Source organism: Tissierella sp. QWL-11 (genome assembly GCF_058683765.1).
In genome coordinates, this window is record NZ_CM178750.1 from 384,836 (window position 1) to 406,379 (window position 21,544).

The following is a 21,544-nucleotide window of genomic DNA, read 5'->3' on the forward strand; positions in this document are numbered from 1 at the left end:
TCTCCTACTATAATTTACTTAATGCTAGGGGATTACTTTATTAATATTAAGTTACCTTGTAATTTTTATAAATGACGCATTAAAATTAAACACGTATATTAGGAGGATTTAAATGACAAAGCTTAAAGAATATATGGTAGAAAATATGACGGTTAAAATTTACTCTAATAGAGAATCAATGGGATTACATGCTGCTAGAGAGGCTACTAAATATTTAAAGGACTTACTGATTAAAAAAGAAGTTGTTAATGTAATTTTTGCAGCAGCACCATCTCAATCAGAGTTTTTATTAGAACTAACTAGTGATACTTCCATAGATTGGAGAAGAGTTAACGCTATGCATCTTGATGAATATATTGGATTGCCAAGGAATTCAAAACAACTTTTTTTGAATTTTTTAAATAAAAATATTTTTGAAAAAGTACCTTTTAAAAATGTTTTTATAATGGATTTTGCTGATGGCAATATTCAACAAGAACTCAATAGGTATAACAATATTTTAAAACAGAATCCAATAGATATAGCATTCATTGGTGTTGGAGAAAATGGTCATATTGCTTTCAATGATCCAGGAGTTGCTGATTTTAATGATACATTCCTTATTAAGGAAGTAATGTTAGATATGGAATGTAGACATCAGCAAGTAAATGATGGGTGTTTTAATAAGATAGAAGATGTCCCGAAAACAGCTGCAACTGTTACGGTTCCGCTAATAATGAGTGCAAAAAGAATATTTTGTATTGTTCCTGCGGAAACAAAAGCTAAAGCTATAAATAGAATGCTGACTGGCTTTATAAATGAAGATTGTCCAGCTACTATATTAAGAAAACATGATTTTACAACTTTATACTTAGATATAGATTCAGCAAAATATATATTATAAAAAAGGGAGGTTAGTGAGTATGATTATGGCTATTAAAAACGGTAAGATTATTACTCCCTATAGGTTAATTGACAACGCTACCATAATAATAAAGGATGAGTATATCTTAGATATATATGAAGGTAATATAGAAATAGATGAAGAGGAGATTAATGTAATAGATGCTAATGGGTTATATGTATCTCCAGGATTTATAGATATTCATACCCATGGAGGTGGAGGTTATGACTTTATGGATGGGACATTTGAGTCATTTATAGATGGGGGTTTAGCTCATTTAAAACATGGAACTACTACAATAGTACCAACTACATTAACAAGCTCTAAAGAAGAATTAATATCAAACATTGAAGCATTTAGGAAAGCTCAAAGTACACCTAATGGTCCAGAATTTCTAGGTTTACATTTAGAAGGACCATATTTCAATATGGAAATGGCAGGAGCGCAAGATCCAAGATATATTAAAAATCCTGATCCAAAAGAATATTTGGAAATTCTTAAATTAGGAGAAGGGGCTATAGTTAGGTGGTCAGTGGCACCTGAATTAGAAGGAGCCATAGATTTAGGCATTGAATTGAGAAAGCGAAATATATTACCTTCTATTGCTCATAGTGATGCAACTTATCAGGATGTATATAGAGCTTTTGAGAATGGGTATACACATATAACTCATCTATACTCAGCAATGTCAATGTTAAGAAGGATTAATGGTTATAGATATTTAGGTATAATAGAATCCGCTTATCTTATTGATGAAATGACAGTAGAGATAATAGCGGATGGTTCTCATTTACCGCCTGAGCTAATACAATTAGTATATAAAATCAAGGGAAGTGATTGTATTTGTTTAGTTACGGACTCTATGAGAGCAGCAGGAATGCCTGAAGGTGAATATATTTTGGGAAGTTTAAGGAATGGACAAAAAGTGATTGTAGAGGAAAAGGTAGCAAAATTACCTGATAGATCTGCTTTTGCAGGTAGTGTAGCAACTACTGATATGTTAGTGAGAGTATTGTATAAGGAGGCAAAGATTCCACTAGTTGAAACTATAAAGATGATAACAGCAACACCAGCAAAGATAATGAAAATTGATAATAGAAAGGGAAGTATAGCTAAGAATAAGGAAGCTGATCTAGTTTTTTTTGATGAAGATATAAATATTAAAAAGATATTAATAAAAGGTAAGGCTATAGATTTTTAAAATTATATAATACAATATATTCGTTTTCACCACAGATATAGAAACTGTATTTTTAAATTAAAGACCTCTCTACTTTACAACAATACAACCTCGTTAGATATTCAGTAACTAGGTACTATCCAGCTCATTCGCATATAGATGTAAAGAAGAGGCGTAACCCTTAATTAGGAAGACAACGCTTCAAGGAGATGAACTACGACCCCTATCTGTACAATTATTATCTCACAAGAATAGTGAGATAGAAAAGAAAATATAGTTTTTAAATTATAACTTTATTATACGAGGAGATGGTTTGAAAATGAGAGAAAATTTAAAGGAGCTTAAGGAGTTTTATATAAATCAAATTGAAGAAGACCTTTTTCCATTTTGGGAAAAAGCTTATGACGAAGAATTTGGAGGAATATATAGTTGCTTTAATAATGATAGTACAGAACTAGTTTCTAATGATAAATATACGTGGTCTCAAGGTAGGTTTTTATGGCTAGTAAGTAATTTATATAATATGACGGTTGAGAAAAAGTTAAATTTAGACTTGAGAAAGCTAAAAAAAATGGGAGATCAAACTTTTATTTTCTTAAGAGATAATGTTTTTTTAGATAATAATAATTGTGCCTATGCTTTGACAAGAGAAGGAGAAAAAATAGATTTCGACGGTAAAATAGATATTAGTATTTTTGCTGATACATTTGTCTTAATAGGATTTAATGCATATGGTAGATTTTTTAAAAATAATGAAGCCTTAAAATATGCAAATAAGATTTTAAATAATATTATATATCGAATAGATACTGGAAATTATTTGACTGAACCATATCCAATAGACAAAGCATTTTCATCGCATTCAATACCTATGATTTTATCTAATTGTTTATCTGAATGTTTACAGACCAGTAAAATTACAGGGTTCAAATATGAATTAGATCTTGAAGGACTATTAAAAGAAAAAATAGATACAATTTTAGAATATCATGTGCAACATAATAATACTATATGTGAGTTAATGACAGAAATAGACGAATATAAAGATACCTTGCTATATAACCACATTAATCCAGGACATACTATTGAGTGTTTATGGTTTTTAATACACGGTCTTGATTTATTAGGAAATGATGATTCTAGTATTAATAGAATCAAAGATATATTTAACGCTACATTAGAACGTGGACTTGATAAAGAGTATGGTGGATTATTAAGATTTGTGGATAAAGATACTGGGTTAAAACCAGAAGGAAGGATGATTGAAGATAGGTTTGAGGAATTAATAAATGAAACATGGGATTATAAGCTATGGTGGCCTCATTCAGAACTTCTTTATACGTCTTTACTTTTATATTTTAAAACAAAGGATGAAGAAATGTTAAGCATATATTATAAAGCCCATGATTATATTTTTGAGATTTTTCCAAACCCAGATAGGAATATAGGTGAATGGATTCAGATTAGGGATAGACAAGGTAATCCGATTAATAAGGTTGTAGCACTACCAGTCAAGGATCCATTTCATATAATAAGAAATTTTATATTAATAATAGGTCTATTATTTGAAGAGGATAAGAAAAATGAAAATATATAAGGGGAAAATTGATATAACGCCACAAGAAAGGTTAAAGTTGGCAGGATTTGTTCATAGAACAAATCAGTTTTTGGGAATAAAAAATGAGTTAAATCTTAGAGTTTTAGCAATTGAAGTAGATGATAGAAAAGTGGTTATATTTACTGCAGATGTGTTGTTTTGGGATGAGGAAATAGTAGACAGATTAAAGAAGATGATAGAAAAAATATATAAAATAGATAAAGAAAGTGTAATATTTTCAGCTACACATAATCATAGTGGACCATTATTAGCAGATGATATGCCTGAAGAAATAGGTGAATATAATAAAAAATATGTGGAATATTTAGAAGAAAAGGCCATGTGTTTATTAGACTTAGTATTTAACAATCCAATAGATGTCCGTGTAGAATATGTAATCGATAAAATGTATTTTGGTGTTAATAGAAGATATAAAGAAAGTGGTAATGTTTTTATGAAACCAAATCATTTTGGAGCTATAGATAATATATGTACTGTTGTAAAATTTATAAATAAAGAATCTGGAAAATTAGAATCACTTCTTATCAATTATGCATTACATGCTAATGTTACCGATGATAATTATGTTAATACTGATTATCCTGGAGTTTTGTGTAATAGTTTAGAAAATAAGTATCCAGATAGTATAGTTTTATTCCTTCAAGGATTTACTGGGAATATACGGCCAAAACTAATAATTGGAGAAGAATTTTTTAGAGGAACTTTTGAGACAGTTAAAAGTTTTTCAAGACAAGTTGAGAATAGATTGATAGAAATTATTAAAAAAGAAGGAAAAAGAATAGAACCAGAAATTAATAGTTATTTACTTAGGGTAGAAATGCCAATGGATAAATCTATTCAAAAAAGAAATAAACTTTTTAATGAGAAAAATAATGGCTATTTCTTAAAATGGTTGGAATTTCTTAAAAAAAACCCAGAAAAAAAAGCTAGCAGAAATTATCTTTTAATTCAAGGAATCAAGCTTTCTAAGAGTTTAATTTTAATTACATTAAATGGAGAGGTAGTTACTGAATATGCATTATATTTAAGAAAAAGATATCCTAATATTAACTTCTTAATACTAGGATATTCAAATGGTATGATAGGATATATAGCTACTAAAGAACAATTATTAGAAGGTGGGTATGAAGCAGAAGATTTTATATATTATTTTGGATTACCAGGTAAATATTCTATGGGTGTTGATAAAATTATAAAGGAATCTATGATAGAATGTATAGAAAAGTTGAAAGGAGAAGTGAACTAATGACTATAGATATTATAGATATGTATTATGAAGCTGTTACCAATCATATTGATAAAATATATAAAGAAGAAAAAGAAAAGATTAAGGAAGTTGCTAAGGTATTAGCAGAACATATAAAAAAAGATAAGTTGATTTATATCTGGGGACCAGGAGGACACTCAAATTTAGCTTCACAAGAAGTATTTTTCAGAGCGGGAGGGCTAATGCATATTAGTGCAATATTAGATGGAGGAACGCTGCTTAGCAATGGAGCTTTGAGGTCAATGCAAATCGAAAGACTCCCAGGTTATGGGAAAATAATCGTAAGAGAAAATGAAGTAGGTGAGGGTGATATATTAATAATTGCGAATGCATATGGGATTAACTCGGCTGTGATAGATTCAGCTTTAGAAGCAAAGGAAATTGGCGCTACAACAATTGGAATATCATCTTTTATTCATGCCGAATCTACACCATTAGACCACATAGCTAGACATCCATCTAAAAAAATCTTCATGAAATTGTAGACTATGCATTAGACTGTAAAATTGAAGTTGGGGATGCAGTATTGAAAATTGAAGGATTAGAGCAAAAAGTAGGAGCACTTTCAACTTTTGCAAATGCTTTTGTTTTGAATAGTTTAGTAGTTGAAACAATAAATAATTTAGTAGAGCAGGGGATAAAGCCTCCTATTTGGCAAAGTGGTAATTCAGATGGTGGAGATGCTTGGAACAAGAAATTTATGGAGAGATTTAAAGGAAAGGTTAAATGGCTATAGTAAAGAGGAAATAAAGGAGGTTGGATTACTTGAGATTATCATTTAGATGGTATGGGAAAGATGATCCAGTGAAGATAGAATATATTAAACAGATACCTACCATGGATAGTATAGTAACTGCAATCTATGATGTTCCTGTTGGTGAAGTTTGGAGCATGGACAAAATAAATGAACTAAAAAAAACTGTAGAAACTGCAGGATTAAACTTTGATGTTATAGAAAGTGTTCCTGTACATGAGGATATAAAGCTAGGACTTCCAAGCAGAGATAAATATATAGAAAATTATAAGCAAAATATTATAAACTTAGGGAAAGCAGGAGTTAAGGTTATATGCTATAATTTCATGCCAATATTTGATTGGACAAGATCTCAATTAGACAAAGAATTAGAAGATGGCTCAACGGCTTTGGTATATTATAAAGAACAAGTAGATAAAATGGATCCGTTGAATGGAGAATTATCCTTACCTGGTTGGGATTCATCATATACCAAAGAAGATCTAAATAATTTATTTGAGGCTTATTCAAAGGTTGAAAAAGAAAAATTATGGGATAACTTAGAATATTTTATAAGAGAAATAATTCCAGTAGCAGAAGACCATGATATAAAAATGGCTATTCATCCAGATGATCCACCATGGTCAATATTTGGACTACCTAGAATCATTACAACAGAAGAAAATCTGGATAGATTTTTAAAGATTGTGGATAGCAAGTATAATGGTTTAACTTTATGCACAGGTTCTCTTGGAAGTGGTAGTTTTAATGATATAGTTAGAATGGTAGATAAATATTCAGCACAGGACAGGATCCATTTTATGCATGTGAGGAATATTAAAATCTTAGAAGATGGAAGTTTTGAAGAATCAGCACATCCTTCATCTTATGGTTCTTTAGATATTGTAGATATAATGAAGGTGCTTCATAAGAATAAATTTAATGGATACCTTCGTCCAGATCATGGCAGGATGATATGGGGAGAAAAAGGTAGACCAGGATATGGATTATATGATAGGGCTCTTGGTGCAATGTATATAGCTGGAATATGGGAAACTTTAGATAAGGTATATAAAGGAGAGGTGTAGTTATGAAATTACCATTTAAGACTGATTTAAGTAATAGAGTTGTAGTAGTAACAGGTGGAACGGGTGTATTAGGAAGTATTTGGGTAGATGCTTTAGCTGACTGTGGAGCAAAGATGGCCTTACTTGGTAGAAATCATGATAAATTAGATAAGAAGGTAAAAGAGGTTGTAGATAATGGTGGAATTGCCCTAGGATTTGAAGCAGATGTATTAAATAAGGAAAGTTTAGTAAAAGTGCATAAAGAAATCTTAGAAAAACTAGGATCTTGCGATATTTTAATAAATGGAGCAGGGGGCAATCATCCCAAAGGTACTACAACTAAAGAATATCTTTATGAGGAAGATCTAAACAATGATGCCAAAGATAAAATAACATTATTTGATTTAGATGAAGACAGTATTAGATTCGTATTTGATTTAAACTTCTTAGGGACATTTTTACCTTCTCAAGAGTTTGCTAAGGATATGGTTGGTAGAAAAGGATGCACCATAATAAATATATCATCTATGAATGCATATACACCATTAACTAAGATACCAGCATATTCAGGTGCTAAAGCAGCTGTATCTAATTTTACTGAGTGGTTAGCTGTTCATTTATCTAAAGTTGGCATTAGAGTAAATGGAATAGCACCAGGATTTTTTTTAACCAGTCAAAATGAATCTCTATTATTGAATAAGGATGGTTCTTATACTGATAGATCTAAAAAAATATTAAATAGTACACCTATGGAAAGGTTTGGGGAGCCAGAAGAACTTATAGGAGCATTATTATTTTTAGTCACTGAAGAAGTATCCAGCTTTGTTAATGGAATTGTAATACCTGTAGATGGAGGGTTTTCAGCTTACTCTGGTGTTTGATAGTAAATAAATTCATGGGTTATAACGTAATTGTTATAGCCCATGAATTTATTTTTCTTTATGATATAATATAAAATATAATCATAACAAAGCAAGGAGAATTTAAAAATGAAAAAACCAATAAAATTAATTGCCCTAGATATAGATGGAACTCTTATAGATGATAAGTTTAATGTTTCCAATAATACTATAGAAGCTATTAAATCTATAGTAGACAAAGGGATTCATGTTGTTTTAGCTACGGGAAGAGCTCATAGGGCCGCCAATAATGTTACAAAGCAAATAGGTATAGACCTGCCTATTTTATCTCATAATGGTGGGAAGATTATATTGGACAATGGAAATGAAGTTTCAAATATTAAATTCCCTATCTCTATGGTTAAAAATATAATTCAACATAGTGAAGAAAATGGAATCTATATAAAGATATATGTAGACGATATATTTTATGTGAATATAGAAAACGAGATAACTAAGTATTTTGCCAAAAATCATGGCTTAAAATATAAGGTTGTAAATAAATTAAGTGAAGATGTAATAGAAGACTGTAACATGGTTTTATTAATTTATGATAAACCAGTAGATATAGAGGAAATAAATAGGTTTAAGGATATAAATCTAAATATCACTATGTCTACGCCTAGAGCGTTAGAATTTATATCAAGTGGAGTATCTAAGGGGAATGGCCTTAAAAAATTAGCAGGAATTTTAAATGTAGATAGAAAAGAAATATTAGCTGTAGGAAATAGTTTAAATGATCTAAGTATGTTGGAGTTTGCAGGTACTGGAATTGCTATGAAAAACTCTGATGAAAACTTATTAAAACAATGGAACAATGTATCAAAGTTTACTAATAACGAAGAAGGTGTTTATAATATATTAAGAGAATGTTTGCTAGATTAAATCTAGTTATAATGGAGTAAGATTTCTTTGTAGGTGTATAAATCCCATTTATCTGATATAATATAAAATATTATTATAATTGTAGGTGAGAAGATGTATCAAGCTCTGTATAGAAAATATAGACCGAAAAATTTCAAAGAACTATTGGGACAAAATCATATAACTACAACCTTAAAACACCAAGTAGAAAGGAAGAATATAGGTCACGCCTATCTTTTTTCAGGTACAAGGGGTACAGGTAAAACTTCAGCTGCAAAAATACTCTCAAGAGCTGTAAACTGTTTAGATCCTAAAGATGGAGATCCTTGCAATGAGTGCGAAAACTGTAAAAGCATCCTAGAAGATACTACTATGGATGTTATAGAAATGGATGCAGCAAGTAATAATAGTGTAGATGATATAAGAGATTTGAGGGATAAGGTAATCTATCCTCCTTCTAAATTAAATTATAAAGTATATATAATAGATGAGGTTCATATGCTTTCAAAGGGGGCTTTTAATGCACTTCTAAAGACATTGGAAGAACCTCCAAAGCACCTTATATTTATCCTAGCAACCACTGAGCCAGAAAGGCTTCCTCAAACAATCCTTTCCAGATGTCAAAGATTTGACTTTAAAAGAATCACAAATAGAGATTTAGTTCATAATATGAAGAATATATCAGAAGAAATAGGGATACAAGTAGAAGATGAAGTCCTAAGTCTTATAGCTAGAAATTCAGATGGAGCAATGAGAGATGCTTTAAGTTTACTTGACCAGTGTATATCATTTAATAGAAAAGAGATAAAATATGAAGATGCCCTAAACCTATTGGGAATCGCAAATAAAGATATAATCTTTAAAATGATAGACAATATAAATTCTAAAAATCTTGAACAATCTTTATTCACAATAGATGAGATAATTGGAAGTGGAAAAGACATAAATCAATTTATAAAAGATATAATAAATCATTTTAGAAATTTGATGATAGTTAAGTCTTCTAAAAGCCCTCAAGATATAATCAATATAGATGATATAGATAGATATTTAGAACAAAGTGAATCTATCAATATAGACTATATTTTAAATGCCTTAGAGATAATGAATCAAGCAGACTCACAAGCTAAATGGTCTACTCAACCTAGGATTATATTAGAAATGGCAGTTATAAAACTAGTGAAGCTAGAAGAGAGATTGTCCTTAGAGGAAAGAGTCAAAGAACTTGAAAAAACCATAGCAAGTGGCCAATATTCTCAAGGGCATAAAAAAATAGAACCTAGGACAAATGTTAAAATACAAAATCCTGTAGATGAAAAGGAAAAAGCTAATACTATAAAACAAACTAAAGAAGTAGAAATGCCTACAAAACCAGAACAAACAAATAAAAAAGAGATAATAGATGATGGCAGGGAGCTTAGTTTAGAACAGATAAAAAGAGATTGGGATATTGTAATAAAAGAAATCAAATCAAAAAAGATAAATATCTATGCTCTTATTATGGAAGGAGAAGTATTATCCTATGAAAACAATCAACTTACAGTAGGATATGATGCAGGATTTGGATTTCATAAAGAGGCTATAAGTGGTGAAAAGAATAAAAAAATAGTTGAAGAAATTGTATCAGGCTACTTTAATAAAAACATAGCCTTGAGATTTATTATGAAGGGTAGTAAAATCAAAGAAGAGCCTAAAAAAAAAGATAGTGAAGAGGCAGTAAAAAAGGTCATAGATTTTTTTGGCGAAGACATAGTAGAAATTAAATAAGGAAAGGAGAATTTATAATGGCTAGAAAAGGATTCCCAGGGATGGGAGGAAATATGAATAATATGATGAAACAAATGCAAAAGATGCAAAAGAAAATGGAAGAGATGCAACAAGAGTTAGAGGAAAGAGAAGTAGAAGCAAGTGCAGGTGGAGGAGCAGTTACAGCTGTAGTAAATGGGAAAAAAGAATTATTAAATATAAAATTAGATGAATCAGTTGTAGATCCTGAAGACATAGAGATGCTACAAGATCTTATTATTGCAGCAGTAAGTGAAGCTGTGAGAAAAGCAGAAGAACAAAGTGAAGCAGAAATGAAAAAACTAACTGGTGGTATGAACATACCAGGTATGTTCTAATTCTAGGAGTGATTAAATGGATAATCAATATCCAGTACCTATAGCAAATCTTATAGAGCAGCTATCTACACTGCCAGGTATAGGTAGAAAAACTGCTCAAAGACTTGCATTTTTTATATTGGAGATGGAAAATCTAGAAGCAGAAAAATTATCAGAATCAATATTAGATGCAAAAGAAAAGATAAAACTATGTAGTGTATGTTGTAATTTAACAGAGGCAGATCCATGCAGAATATGTCAAAATGATAAAAGGGATAAATCTATTATATGCGTAGTGGAAGGTGCAAAGGATATAATAGCCATGGAAAGGTCACGGGAATATAAAGGTTTATATCATGTACTTCATGGTGTAATCTCGCCTATGGACAATATAGGTCCAGATGAGATAAAAATAAAAGAGCTTTTAAGTAGACTAAATGATGGGGAAGTAGAAGAGATAATCATAGCTACAAATCCTACAGTTGAGGGAGAAGCTACTGCAATCTACCTTTCAAGATTAATAAAGCCTCTAGGTATCAAGGTCTCAAGAATAGCCCACGGTATACCAATAGGTGGAGATTTAGAATACTTTGATGAAGTAACTATAAGTAAAGCTATGGAAAATAGGCGGGAGATATAGATCTCCTGCCTTTTTTTGTCCCCACAAAATAAAGTTCTTCAACAAGAAAATAAAGTTCTTCAAAACTCAGGAGAGAGATGGATTTATCGTAAGCGATCAATAATCCCATGGATTCACAAATGTTACGTAACATGAGATAATACTCTCTACAAAGTACTTTTAAAGTTAACAAAGTAACTTTGCCAACATTGAAAGTGTAGGGAGATGATTAACATTACAACTATGAAAGCTACTAAACATGAAATACTTAAGGCTCAATGGTCGGAAATCATTAAAAGGCATAGTGAAAGTGACCAGTCCATAAAAGAATGGTGTGAAGAAAATGATATTTCAAGAACCAAATTCTACTATTGGCAGCGAGTAATCAGACAAGAAGCCCTAATTAAAGCAGGAACACTAGCTGTTACAGGTCAAACTCAATTTATAGAAGTTAAGCCAAGTGAAGCTAAAGCCAATATAGTAGGATCTAAATCTAACAATAAAGGTATCTGTGCTATCTTGCGCTCAAATGGAAATGAAATTGAAATTCTAAATGGGGCAGATCCAAATACATTAGGTATAGTAATTAATTTAATTGGTAAATAATCATGAGAATTAAATTTCCGGATGATATACGAATATACATTGCCTGCGGTAAGACTGATATGAGAAAATCAATTGACGGTCTTTCCGCTATAGTATCTCAAAACTTTAAGCTAAATCCATTTGAAAATGCGCTTTTCCTCTTTTGTGGAGGTAAAAGAGATAGGATAAAAGCGTTGCTTTGGGAGGGAGATGGATTTCTTCTTCTCTACAAAAGGCTTGAAGGCGGGGTGTTTCAGTGGCCAAGAACTGAAGAAGATGTTAGGGAAATTACTCCTCAGCAATATAGATGGCTAATAGAGGGTTTATCAATTGATCAAAAAAAGGTCATTCAAAAGATAGATAACAAAAGGATAATATAGATGCTTGAAACTGCTCAAAATTACATAGTTTCAAGTATTTTTTTGTTGTTTGTAGGTTAGGAAAATGATATAATATATTTAAATAAAACATATTAGAAAGGCTAAATTCCAATGAATGAAAACTCTTTGATAAAGACACTTCAAGATACAATTGAATTACAGAATAAAACCATAGAAGGCCTTAGAGAAGAGTTGAAAAAGGCTAATGAAAATATGGAATACCTAATTAAGAAACTCTATGGAAGAAAGACAGAAAAGACTTCTGCCATAGACGGCCAATTAATCATTAATGATATGGAATTAGGTCTATTTAACGAAGTTGAAAAAGAAGCCGACTTCTCTATACAAGAACCTGTTCCATTTGAAGAGCCTATTAAAAGAACTAGAAAAGGCTACAAGAGAAAAGACTTGTTTAAAAACCTACCTAGCCAAGATCAAATATTTAGGCTGGAAGAATCCCAGCAAATCTGCCCAATTGATGGAAAGAGACTCTCAGTTGTAGGAAGAAAATTCGTAAGATCAGAAATCAGATACATACCGGCAGAAATATCTGTAATTAATATATATCAAGAAAATTATGAGTGTAGAACATGTAAAAAAGAAGGAAGACCTGGAATCTTTAATCCAAATACACCCGAGCCTGTACTTCAGCATTCCTATGCCACAGCATCATCAGTAGCCTGGACCATGTATCAAAAGTTTGTACAGTCAGTACCACTATACAGGCAAGAAAAAGATTGGAAACAGATGGGCTTTCCCATAAGTAGAGCAACCCTATCCAACTGGATAATTAAAACATCAGAAGAATGGTTAAATCCCATAGTAGAAAAGCTAAGGGAAGAACTATTAAAAGATAAATATTTACATGCTGATGAGACTCCAGTTCAAGTATTAAATGAAGAAGGTAAGAAAAATACCACAAAATCATATATGTGGGTGTATTCTACTTCAGTTAATGCAAAGAGAGGAATAAGAATATTTAAATATGCACCTGGTAGAACAGGAGACAATGCCAAGGATTTCCTAAAAGGATTCAATGGCTACCTCCATACAGATGGATATTCAGGATATAACAAGGTAAAAGATATCCACCAATGTTTGTGCTGGGCCCATCTTAGAAGATACTTTAAAGATGCCCTTCCAAAAGATGTAAAAAGTGAAGAAGCAAGTCTACCAGCAAAAGGAATAGCATATTGTAATAAACTCTTTGATTGGGAAAGAAAGTTTAAAGATCTCACTCCAGAAAAAAGAAAAATTAAGCGTCTAGAAAAAGAAAAACCACTTCTAGAGGCCTTTTGGTTATGGGTAGAAAATAATAATGATAAAGTACTTCCCAAATCTAAAATAGGACAAGCATTACAATATGCTCTAAATCATAAAGAAAAATTAGAAACCTACTTAGAAGATGGAAACTGTGTCATATCCAATAATATTGCAGAAAACAGTATAAGACCATTTACAGTAGGTAGAAAAAATTGGACCTTCTGCGGAAGTCCAAAAGGTGCCTACGCAAGTGCCTGTGTCTACACCCTAGTAGAAACAGCAAAAGCAAATGGACTAAACCCCTATAAATATTTAGAATACATCCTGTCAATATTACCAGGATCCAATCTTAAAACCAATCCTAAAATCCTAGAGCTAATGATGCCTTGGGATGATTTAGTCCAAAAATCATGTAAATCTGAATAAATACTATTATAGGGATATCATACCGATATCCCTATATTTATACAATACATCTTTTATTCAACGCTTACGATTTATCCCCATTTTTCTCTTGTTTTTTTATCCCATTTTTCATTTCTCTCTTTTTTTTCTCTTTTTTTAATCCTTCTAATCCCTTGAAACTACTGCATTTTATAGATTATTTTCCTGAACCTCCTTGAAGAACTTTATTTTCATGGGAAAGGCAGTAATGTAGGTGGATAGTGGGTTTGAGGGGTGTTGGGGGGAAGAACTTTATTTTCAGGTTACATTAAGCCTAGCACATAGGATTGTAGTTAAAAAATATCTTTAGGCTAAGTAAATTCAAGGTATTAGGGTAATAATATAAATAAGTATATATATTTAAGTATAAGCAAGTAAACATAGGAATTACTGAATTTGTTACTTAAGAAAGGTTGCTCTAAATAGAGTGATAAGAGGAAATATTAAAGATAACGATTGGAAATTACTTATATTAAAGTTAAAAAAATTTGAAATCTCACGATATAACTATTTAAATATAAAAAATACTAGTAAATACTTGACAAATAAGTTAATATAGTATATGTAAGCATTAGTTTTAACTAATCAAAGGAGGTGATGGTATGACCACTAGACTAGAATCATTAAACTATGTAAAAAATTCTTTATATAGCATAGGATATGATAGGGGAAAGATTGCTAAGAATTATCCTATTATAACAGATAATAAAGTCATATATTTTGACTTTGTTGCATTTGGTCATGATAAAATTCAAGATACATCAACATCCTGTATATTGGTTAAATATTGCGATAATCAAAAAGAAGAGATACAAGTAGTTAAGGAATCAGTATATAGTGCAACCCCAATACTAATAGTACCAAAGCGAAACAAGGTTAATGTTTGGAAGATATCTGTCGAGAAAAGGTCTGAGAAGATTTGGGAGTTAAAGTATGATGAATTAGGAGAACATTTTGCATTAAATAGAGTTAAACTAGACTATAATAAAATTGTTTCATCTAAAGAAGAGATAGAACAACTTACATTTTTTAATGCAAATAACTTATTTAAGTTTGCATCAAAGATAAACTGTGAACTATTAGGGAAAGAATTTAAAAATGCGATATATAAAGGTAAGAAGATTATAAATGTAGACAATGAACAGGAAGTAAAAGATTTAACTAGTATTATCATGCATATTATTGCTGCTAAGATACTAAATGATAAATTAGTTTTAGGTAAAAGGCATCAAAACATACATGATATTATAGGTATACTTTCTATACAATATAGTGATTACTTTGACAAGGAGCATTTATATAAATATGGAGAACATTTAATTGATTTAATATATAACAGTTTTAGAAATGATTTATCTTACAGAAGTATTGATAATAAAATTTTAGGAAATTTTTATGAAAATACTTTGTTTGAAAGTGATGATATAAAGAATAAAGAATTAAAACGAGAATTAGGAATATATTATACTCCACATTGTATTGTTAATAATATGCTAAAGGTTATGCCAATAGAATTGTTAGATTTTAGGAATAGATATGTACTTGATGGTAGTTGTGGCTCAGGTAGTTTACTAATTGGGGCATATAAAAGATTAAAGTCATTATTACCTAAGAAAATGGATGAAGAATTAAAACATAAATATTTAATAAATTCAATTAGAGGTATAGATATAGATAAGTTTGCATGTGAGGTGGCAAGATTAGAATTATTATTAACGAGTGTTCCGTTTGGTAATGGATGGCAGATATATAATGAAGATTTTACAATAATTAACAATATGCGTTACAAACCTTCTATTATAGTTGCAAATCCTCCATACAGAGAAATTAGAGAAGGTGAACAAATAGAGAAGGCTACTTTATTCTTGGAAAAATATATTGGGATACTAGAAGATGATGGAATTTTAGCAATAGTTTTACCAGAATCTTTCTTAGAGAATAATAGTGGAAAGATTGCTAGACAAAAATTATTAAATGACATAAATATTTATGAAATTTGGAGTTTACCTAAAGGAATATTCGATACTAATAATTGTGCAACAACAGTTATTGTAGGTAGTAAAGTTAAAGAAACAAAACTAAAGGATGCTCCATTTAAAGTTAGGATAGTAAATAAAAATAAAGAATCTATCAGTAATTTTAAAACAAAAGGAGATTTTGATTTTGATTTTGTATGTGAATCACAGAAGAAATTTCTTAAAAATCATAATTGTAAAATAATATTTTCACCTATAGACAGTATAATTAAGAAGATAGAAAAACATGAAAGTATATCTCAATATGTGGATTATACACAAGGGATACAAATTCCATTTAAATACAACTACCCTTTAGTATCAGATAACTATAAGGAAGGGTATTCAAAATTTTTTAGAAATGCTAGATATGGATTTAATAAATTTAAAATTGAATGGAGTGAACAAAAGAAAACTAAGTATATAAAATATGAACCAGACAATATATTAAATAATAATTTTATGTGTAAAGGTAATGACAAGGGCTTAAGGTTAAGGGCAAACAGAAGGGATGTATTAGAAAGTGAAAAAGTGATTTTATCCATAAATTCTACTCCTGGTACATTTTGGAGGACGAAGGCTGCAATAGACCGAGAAATAATTTATCCAAGTCATTCATTTTGGTGTATGATTCCTAAAAATGAACATATTTCTTTAGAAATTATTGCTGCTTTAATAAATTCTAAATTGGCTAATTTATATATAGGAACAAAAAATAGAGCATTAAATATAAAAAAGGATACATTACTTAGTATACCTATGCCTAGATTTTTAAATGAGCAAAAAATGAAAATAGAAATGTTGGTACAAGAGATAGAAGATGGTAAAAATATGGACAAAAACTTAAATAGAATTGATGAAATTATTTATGATTCATTTGATTTGACTAAGGAAGAAATTAATTTAATAGAACAATATTATAAAAATATAAGTGGTCGTGCAAAAAAAGAAATAATTGATAACATAAATAATATAGAAGAAACTGTTGAATTAACAGGAAGAACTATAAGTGTAGATTTAGATAATAATTATATCAAGGTACAATTCATTGAATGTGAGGATATAAAATATATAAGTATTACAGACGAGATTCCAGGTTGGTTATTAAATCAAGGTTTGGCATTTACAGGTATAGTTAAAGAGGAAGATTTTTATGAACAACATATTTTTATAAAAGATGTAAAACCATTAGATTATACTTATTTAAATGAATCTGAATTTAACAAGTTACTTAGCAATGATTTTAGTTTATTTATAGGAGGTGGTTATAATGAATAAATCATCTCCTATGAAAATTGCTTTTTTAGATGTTGGGCATGGAGACTCTATTGTTTTAACTATGACTGATAAAAAAGGATTAAATCGAGCAATTATTGTTGATAGTGGGAACTATCTAAAAACTAAAAAGTATGTGATAAATAATAATATAGATATAATAGATTACATTATTATAACTCATTTTCATACAGATCATTATAGAGGCATAAATGCTTTGATAGACTCATTAACTAATAATGGGATAGTAATAAAAAATATTTGTTGGGAAAAAGATAAAGTTTATAGGGAGCCGGAAGAACAAATTACATATGTAAACTTTACAAGGAAGTTATTGGACAACCATTTAAAACTAGATATAGGTTGCATGGTAAAAAGATTTAACGGTACAGACTATATAAAACTATCTATAGATGATGTAGATGATGTTGATATAAACATAGTATATCCTAATAATTTTGCAGCAAATAGTTTTAGTGATAAAAATATAAACAATACATCAACTGTTTTAAGAATTGAATACAAAAATAAAAGGATAATATTGCCAGGTGACCTAGAAGGTGAAGGATGGAATATTTTAAATAACTATTTAAAGGATTTAAAATGTGATATTTTAAAAATGCCTCATCATGGAGATTATTTTCACTCTATGGATGGAGTATTATCAACATCACAAATTATTAGAGAAACTAATCCGAAGTTTGCAGTAATATCTACTGGGAAAAATGATATATATAATCACCCTGATAAAAAAACAATAGAATACTTAAAAGGTAGTGATATTACTGTACTATGTACACAAGTTACAAATTTATGTGATAAAGATCGGATAAATAAAAGGGCATGTATATTTAATAAATTACAAATTGATACAAAAGGATATAATAAGGGGTGGTGTCCTTGTATTGGAGACATTATATTTGAAATAAACGATGATATAAAACTAATATCATATACATACGATGATGTGAATGATATAAAACGAATATTTGATACACCTAAGTGTATTAAATAATGGATAAAAAACAAGATTCACAATCTCTTGTGTCCAATCATAATAAACATTGGTTAAAACCCCAGCAGTATCTGCAAGAGAAGTCTTGTGAGTGCTGTCGGGGTTTTTGCTTTAGTTTGACTTATGAAGCCCTTGCTAAGCCAAGTGCCGAAGCAAGCAGGATATGCCTTGACTGAGGAAGATTTAAGAGTTACTACATCTTCAGTTTGCCTATTTTCTATTGTTCTGTTTTCCTCCAATAACTTTATGCTAACATGGATTATTTAGAATCCTTTACGATTTCCATTGGTCGCATCATTTCATTATCTTCGTGATCTAACATATGACAATGCCATACATACCCAGGAAATTCCGTTGGATCAAAGGGAAAATAATTTTTACCAACCTCTATATACTTTGGATTCAACGTGCTTGGAAAGATAGGGAGAATAAGTCGTGTTACTTGACCAGGATAACAAATTACTGTATCTTTCCAGCCTACTTCATTGGGTAAAGCCTTTATTGGATCGCCAACAAGATAAGTGTCTGGATCAATTACCTTTGTGGGGTGATTGAATGGTGGTTCACCATTGATACAAAGCCAATCTGCCGCATACATATCCTTATCTAGATCTTGTCGGTTAACGATTTGACAATCCACTAGATGAATATGAATAGGATGTGGTCCTGTGGCAAGATTAACAATTTCCCAAATCTGGGTAGAACCTATTAAAGGTTTTTCAGATACAGGAGAGGTAAAAGTTTGTCCATTTAGGAGCAACATGTCCACTGTACCGTCTTTATTAACCGCGTTGAGTACAACAACACGCTTGGATACTGTTTCTTTTAATTTAGGTATATAGTTCAGCTTTTCAGGTAAACATAAGGGTTGATCACATGAGGGATATTTAACTCTAAATCGCATAACTTGCCCTGTTGTACATGGATCTGTTTGTTCGTCCTCTCTAACATTTAGTAAAAGAATTTCTTCGTTCATATTTGCTTTGGAAAAGTCAATAATAATATCTGCTCTCTCTGCAGGTGCCAATGTAATTTCATCCATCCAAACAGGATGAGGCAAATATCCTCCATCACTTCCAATTTGAATAAATTTTTGCCCATTGGAAAGTTTAAACTTATAAAACCTGGCATTTGCACCATTAACAATTCGAAAACGATATGCTCTTTGTTTTACATCTAAATTTGGCCAAACTTTTCCATTTACTAGGTTCGTATTCCCATAAAAAAACCTTCTCCAATAAGGATGACTAGCAGAATCACCTTCAGCGCTAAAGAATAAACTACCATCTTCGTTAAAGGATTTATCTTGAATCATCAGTGGAATCTCATAGGGTCCAGAGGGTAATATATTAAGTTCATCATTATCTAAAGGATTATTAGGATCCCGTAAAAGATAAAACCCACTTAAACCAGCGTAAACATTCAACCTTGTAATTCCTAAAGCATGATCATGATAAAAGAGTGTTGATGATTGCTGTTTGTTTAAATAAAGATATTCGTTAGTTTCATAAGCTTTACCCCTCTTGTCATCATGGGTAAACCAGGCATCAGGAAATCCATCATATCTACCAGGTGTTTCTCCGCCATGTAAATGAACCACAGCGGGAATAGGATATTGAGCTAAGTTATATCCTGGTGGATAAGGTTTAAAAGGTTCTGTCGGTATCTGCATATTATTAGGATTTGCCCAATGTAAAGTAGGATCCACTGGAAACATATGAGGATTACAAAGTTTATTATGCCATTTGACTAAAACTTCCTCATCAGTTTTCACTTCAAAAGTAGGTCCTGGAATAGATGCTTCATATTTACCACTGAAGCATTCAGAATCATAGACTACTCCACCATAAGCATATCCTTTAGTTTCTGGAAAACCCTCAGGTAGCATTTGGGTGTTAATCTCTACCATATCAACATTATAAGTTAAAATATATTTATTTCTTGTAGGATCATATTCTCGACAGGGTTTAAATACAGGTGGTATTGTTAATTGAGATTTATATTTGGGTATTAGATTACTATCTATCACATTATTTCCTCCTTTATTTACATTTTATTACAGTATATACTTGTACAAAGGATATTGTGTATAAAAATGGCGATCTAATCTTTGAAGAAATTTATATTTGGATTCTATTTTCAAAATGTTTTCTTTATTTAATTGGATAAACTCATTTATTAGTGTAAAATGTAAAGTGAAAATATATCCTTAATAGGAAGGTGAGACTATGAGAAGAAAAGACAGAGAGATGAGTAGAGAGTTTGCTATAGAAGTCATAGATAAGTCAAGATATGGAGTTGTTTCTATGGTCGATGAAGATAATGAACCCTATGGAATCCCTATTTCAATTGTAAGAGATGGAGATGATTTGTATTTTCACTCAGCTATGGATGGGAAAAAAGTAAAGATATTTCAAAAAAATTCTAATGTTAGTGTGGCTTTTGTAGGAGAAGTAAAAGTGCCAGAAAACTATACAAAAGAAGAATTAGATGAAATAGTAAAAGATGAATCTAAAGCAGCATTACTTATTAGTAGTGTCTTTACAACAGAATATGAATCAGTAGTTGTGAAAGGGAAAGTAAAATTAGTAGAAGAGGAAGAAGAAAAAGTTAAAGCCATGAAGCTTATTTGTGAAAAATATACTTCAACAAAGATGGATTATTTCAACATGGCTATTAAGGCAGGATTAAAAAGAACTAATGTATATAAGATAGAGATAGAAGAAATCAAATCTAAAAGAAAAAAATATGATATACATGGGAAAGAGATGAAATGGGGTAGAATGGAGGACAAAAATGGTGGAGTCTAAAATCATTATAAATACATCAATGTCAAAAGAAGACTATAGGAAATTTTTATATATCTCAGTATTTAAAAAAAATAAACTTTCAATCCCCTTTCTTATTTTGATTTCTTTAATTGGAAGTATGATAATTAACTTTGGAAATGATAATTTTAGCTTAATAGGATTTATTATAAGCTGGATTTTATTATTTGGTCTAGTGATTGGAATTATTTTATTTAAAATTGAAAGAAAGAATAGACAACGAGTAAAAACAGATAAAACAGGCACTTTTGATAGCCTGGATACTTTGAAATTCTATGATGATAAAATAGTAATGGAGAACAAATCTCTTAAATCAACAGGTGAATTAAATTACAATCAAATTTTTACTGTAATGGAGAGCAAAGATTATTTTATTTTTTATGTCACAGCAAATCAAGCATCGTTAATAAGAAAAAAAGATGTAGAAGATCTTAAGAAATTCAAAGAATTTATTGTTGAGAAGTTTGAAAGTAAATATAAGCAGATATAAAACTATATAATAAATAG

The 21,544-nt window shown here is 30.3% G+C and carries 20 protein-coding genes; 19 read left to right on the top strand and 1 reads right to left on the bottom strand.

Annotated features, from left to right (window positions below):
* The first annotated feature begins 112 nt into the window (after nt 1-112).
* From AC4PG3_RS01765 to AC4PG3_RS01845, 17 genes are all read left to right on the top strand, one after another.
* Nucleotides 113-883: a 6-phosphogluconolactonase gene (locus AC4PG3_RS01765; protein WP_492197367.1), complete on the top strand. Its 771-nt coding sequence runs from the start codon at nt 113-115 to the stop codon at nt 881-883.
* 19 nt (nt 884-902) lie between these two features.
* The gene (gene nagA / locus AC4PG3_RS01770; protein ID WP_492197368.1) at nt 903-2,084 is read left to right on the top strand and encodes an N-acetylglucosamine-6-phosphate deacetylase; all 1,182 of its coding nucleotides are present in this window, start codon (nt 903-905) and stop codon (nt 2,082-2,084) included.
* Between the two features lie 298 nt (nt 2,085-2,382).
* Nucleotides 2,383-3,660: an AGE family epimerase/isomerase gene (locus AC4PG3_RS01775; RefSeq protein WP_492197369.1), complete on the top strand. Its 1,278-nt coding sequence runs from the start codon at nt 2,383-2,385 to the stop codon at nt 3,658-3,660.
* Nucleotides 3,647-4,927 (top strand): hypothetical protein, encoded by a 1,281-nt coding sequence (locus AC4PG3_RS01780; protein ID WP_492197370.1) that lies wholly within the window; start codon nt 3,647-3,649, stop codon nt 4,925-4,927. Before AC4PG3_RS01775 ends, AC4PG3_RS01780 begins: the two co-directional genes overlap by 14 nt.
* Nucleotides 4,927-5,433 (top strand): SIS domain-containing protein, encoded by a 507-nt coding sequence (locus AC4PG3_RS01785; RefSeq protein ID WP_492197371.1) that lies wholly within the window; start codon nt 4,927-4,929, stop codon nt 5,431-5,433. Before AC4PG3_RS01780 ends, AC4PG3_RS01785 begins: the two co-directional genes overlap by 1 nt.
* Before the next feature lie 41 nt (nt 5,434-5,474).
* Nucleotides 5,475-5,684, top strand: a complete 210-nt coding sequence (locus tag AC4PG3_RS01790) for a hypothetical protein (RefSeq protein WP_492197372.1) — start codon at nt 5,475-5,477, stop codon at nt 5,682-5,684.
* 29 nt (nt 5,685-5,713) lie between these two features.
* Nucleotides 5,714-6,769, top strand: coding sequence for a mannonate dehydratase (gene uxuA, locus AC4PG3_RS01795; RefSeq protein WP_492197373.1), 1,056 nt, complete (start codon nt 5,714-5,716; stop codon nt 6,767-6,769).
* Between the two features lie 2 nt (nt 6,770-6,771).
* Nucleotides 6,772-7,629, top strand: coding sequence for an SDR family oxidoreductase (locus AC4PG3_RS01800; protein WP_492197374.1), 858 nt, complete (start codon nt 6,772-6,774; stop codon nt 7,627-7,629).
* A 108-nt stretch (nt 7,630-7,737) separates the two neighbouring features.
* Complete coding sequence (locus AC4PG3_RS01805) at nt 7,738-8,532, top strand: Cof-type HAD-IIB family hydrolase (RefSeq protein WP_492197375.1); 795 nt, start codon at nt 7,738-7,740, stop codon at nt 8,530-8,532.
* Between the two features lie 93 nt (nt 8,533-8,625).
* Entirely contained in the window at nt 8,626-10,278 is a 1,653-nt protein-coding gene (dnaX, locus tag AC4PG3_RS01810; protein WP_492197376.1) for a DNA polymerase III subunit gamma/tau, read from the top strand.
* 17 nt (nt 10,279-10,295) lie between these two features.
* The gene (locus tag AC4PG3_RS01815) at nt 10,296-10,634 is read left to right on the top strand and encodes a YbaB/EbfC family nucleoid-associated protein (RefSeq protein ID WP_492197377.1); all 339 of its coding nucleotides are present in this window, start codon (nt 10,296-10,298) and stop codon (nt 10,632-10,634) included.
* A 16-nt stretch (nt 10,635-10,650) separates the two neighbouring features.
* Nucleotides 10,651-11,253 (top strand): recombination mediator RecR, encoded by a 603-nt coding sequence (gene recR / locus AC4PG3_RS01820; protein ID WP_492197378.1) that lies wholly within the window; start codon nt 10,651-10,653, stop codon nt 11,251-11,253.
* 204 nt (nt 11,254-11,457) lie between these two features.
* A complete protein-coding gene (gene tnpA, locus AC4PG3_RS01825; protein WP_492196142.1) occupies nt 11,458-11,838 on the top strand; it encodes an IS66 family insertion sequence element accessory protein TnpA in 381 nt (126 codons plus the stop codon).
* A 2-nt stretch (nt 11,839-11,840) separates the two neighbouring features.
* Nucleotides 11,841-12,197, top strand: a complete 357-nt coding sequence (gene tnpB / locus AC4PG3_RS01830) for an IS66 family insertion sequence element accessory protein TnpB (protein ID WP_492196141.1) — start codon at nt 11,841-11,843, stop codon at nt 12,195-12,197.
* Nucleotides 12,198-12,326: 129 nt separating this feature from the next.
* The gene (tnpC, locus tag AC4PG3_RS01835; RefSeq protein WP_492198183.1) at nt 12,327-13,886 is read left to right on the top strand and encodes an IS66 family transposase; all 1,560 of its coding nucleotides are present in this window, start codon (nt 12,327-12,329) and stop codon (nt 13,884-13,886) included.
* A gap of 620 nt (nt 13,887-14,506) precedes the next feature.
* Nucleotides 14,507-17,197, top strand: coding sequence for an N-6 DNA methylase (locus AC4PG3_RS01840; RefSeq protein WP_492197379.1), 2,691 nt, complete (start codon nt 14,507-14,509; stop codon nt 17,195-17,197).
* Nucleotides 17,190-18,209: a ComEC/Rec2 family competence protein gene (locus AC4PG3_RS01845; RefSeq protein ID WP_492197380.1), complete on the top strand. Its 1,020-nt coding sequence runs from the start codon at nt 17,190-17,192 to the stop codon at nt 18,207-18,209. Before AC4PG3_RS01840 ends, AC4PG3_RS01845 begins: the two co-directional genes overlap by 8 nt.
* 259 nt (nt 18,210-18,468) lie before the next feature.
* Here AC4PG3_RS01845 and AC4PG3_RS01850 read toward each other — a convergent pair whose 3' ends face one another.
* Entirely contained in the window at nt 18,469-20,238 is a 1,770-nt protein-coding gene (locus AC4PG3_RS01850) for a multicopper oxidase domain-containing protein (protein ID WP_492197381.1), read from the bottom strand.
* A 199-nt stretch (nt 20,239-20,437) separates the two neighbouring features.
* Between AC4PG3_RS01850 and AC4PG3_RS01855 the strand changes: the two genes are divergently transcribed.
* Nucleotides 20,438-21,019 (top strand): pyridoxamine 5'-phosphate oxidase family protein, encoded by a 582-nt coding sequence (locus tag AC4PG3_RS01855; RefSeq protein WP_492197382.1) that lies wholly within the window; start codon nt 20,438-20,440, stop codon nt 21,017-21,019.
* Nucleotides 21,006-21,527 carry a YcxB family protein gene (locus tag AC4PG3_RS01860; protein WP_492197383.1) on the top strand — a complete coding sequence of 174 codons (522 nt, stop codon included), beginning with the start codon at nt 21,006-21,008 and terminating at the stop codon, nt 21,525-21,527. The genes AC4PG3_RS01855 and AC4PG3_RS01860 overlap by 14 nt, the downstream gene beginning before the upstream one ends.
* Nucleotides 21,528-21,544: the final 17 nt, after the last annotated feature.

Coding starts and splice junctions, on each gene's coding strand:
- AC4PG3_RS01765 (WP_492197367.1), top strand. CDS start 113: ATGACAAAGCTTAAAGAATATATGGTAGAAAATATGACGGTTAAAATT.
- nagA (WP_492197368.1), top strand. CDS start 903: ATGATTATGGCTATTAAAAACGGTAAGATTATTACTCCCTATAGGTTA.
- AC4PG3_RS01775 (WP_492197369.1), top strand. CDS start 2,383: ATGAGAGAAAATTTAAAGGAGCTTAAGGAGTTTTATATAAATCAAATT.
- AC4PG3_RS01780 (WP_492197370.1), top strand. CDS start 3,647: ATGAAAATATATAAGGGGAAAATTGATATAACGCCACAAGAAAGGTTA.
- AC4PG3_RS01785 (WP_492197371.1), top strand. CDS start 4,927: ATGACTATAGATATTATAGATATGTATTATGAAGCTGTTACCAATCAT.
- AC4PG3_RS01800 (WP_492197374.1), top strand. CDS start 6,772: ATGAAATTACCATTTAAGACTGATTTAAGTAATAGAGTTGTAGTAGTA.
- AC4PG3_RS01805 (WP_492197375.1), top strand. CDS start 7,738: ATGAAAAAACCAATAAAATTAATTGCCCTAGATATAGATGGAACTCTT.
- dnaX (WP_492197376.1), top strand. CDS start 8,626: ATGTATCAAGCTCTGTATAGAAAATATAGACCGAAAAATTTCAAAGAA.
- AC4PG3_RS01815 (WP_492197377.1), top strand. CDS start 10,296: ATGGCTAGAAAAGGATTCCCAGGGATGGGAGGAAATATGAATAATATG.
- recR (WP_492197378.1), top strand. CDS start 10,651: ATGGATAATCAATATCCAGTACCTATAGCAAATCTTATAGAGCAGCTA.
- tnpA (WP_492196142.1), top strand. CDS start 11,458: ATGATTAACATTACAACTATGAAAGCTACTAAACATGAAATACTTAAG.
- tnpB (WP_492196141.1), top strand. CDS start 11,841: ATGAGAATTAAATTTCCGGATGATATACGAATATACATTGCCTGCGGT.
- AC4PG3_RS01840 (WP_492197379.1), top strand. CDS start 14,507: ATGACCACTAGACTAGAATCATTAAACTATGTAAAAAATTCTTTATAT.
- AC4PG3_RS01845 (WP_492197380.1), top strand. CDS start 17,190: ATGAATAAATCATCTCCTATGAAAATTGCTTTTTTAGATGTTGGGCAT.
- AC4PG3_RS01855 (WP_492197382.1), top strand. CDS start 20,438: ATGAGAAGAAAAGACAGAGAGATGAGTAGAGAGTTTGCTATAGAAGTC.
- AC4PG3_RS01860 (WP_492197383.1), top strand. CDS start 21,006: ATGGTGGAGTCTAAAATCATTATAAATACATCAATGTCAAAAGAAGAC.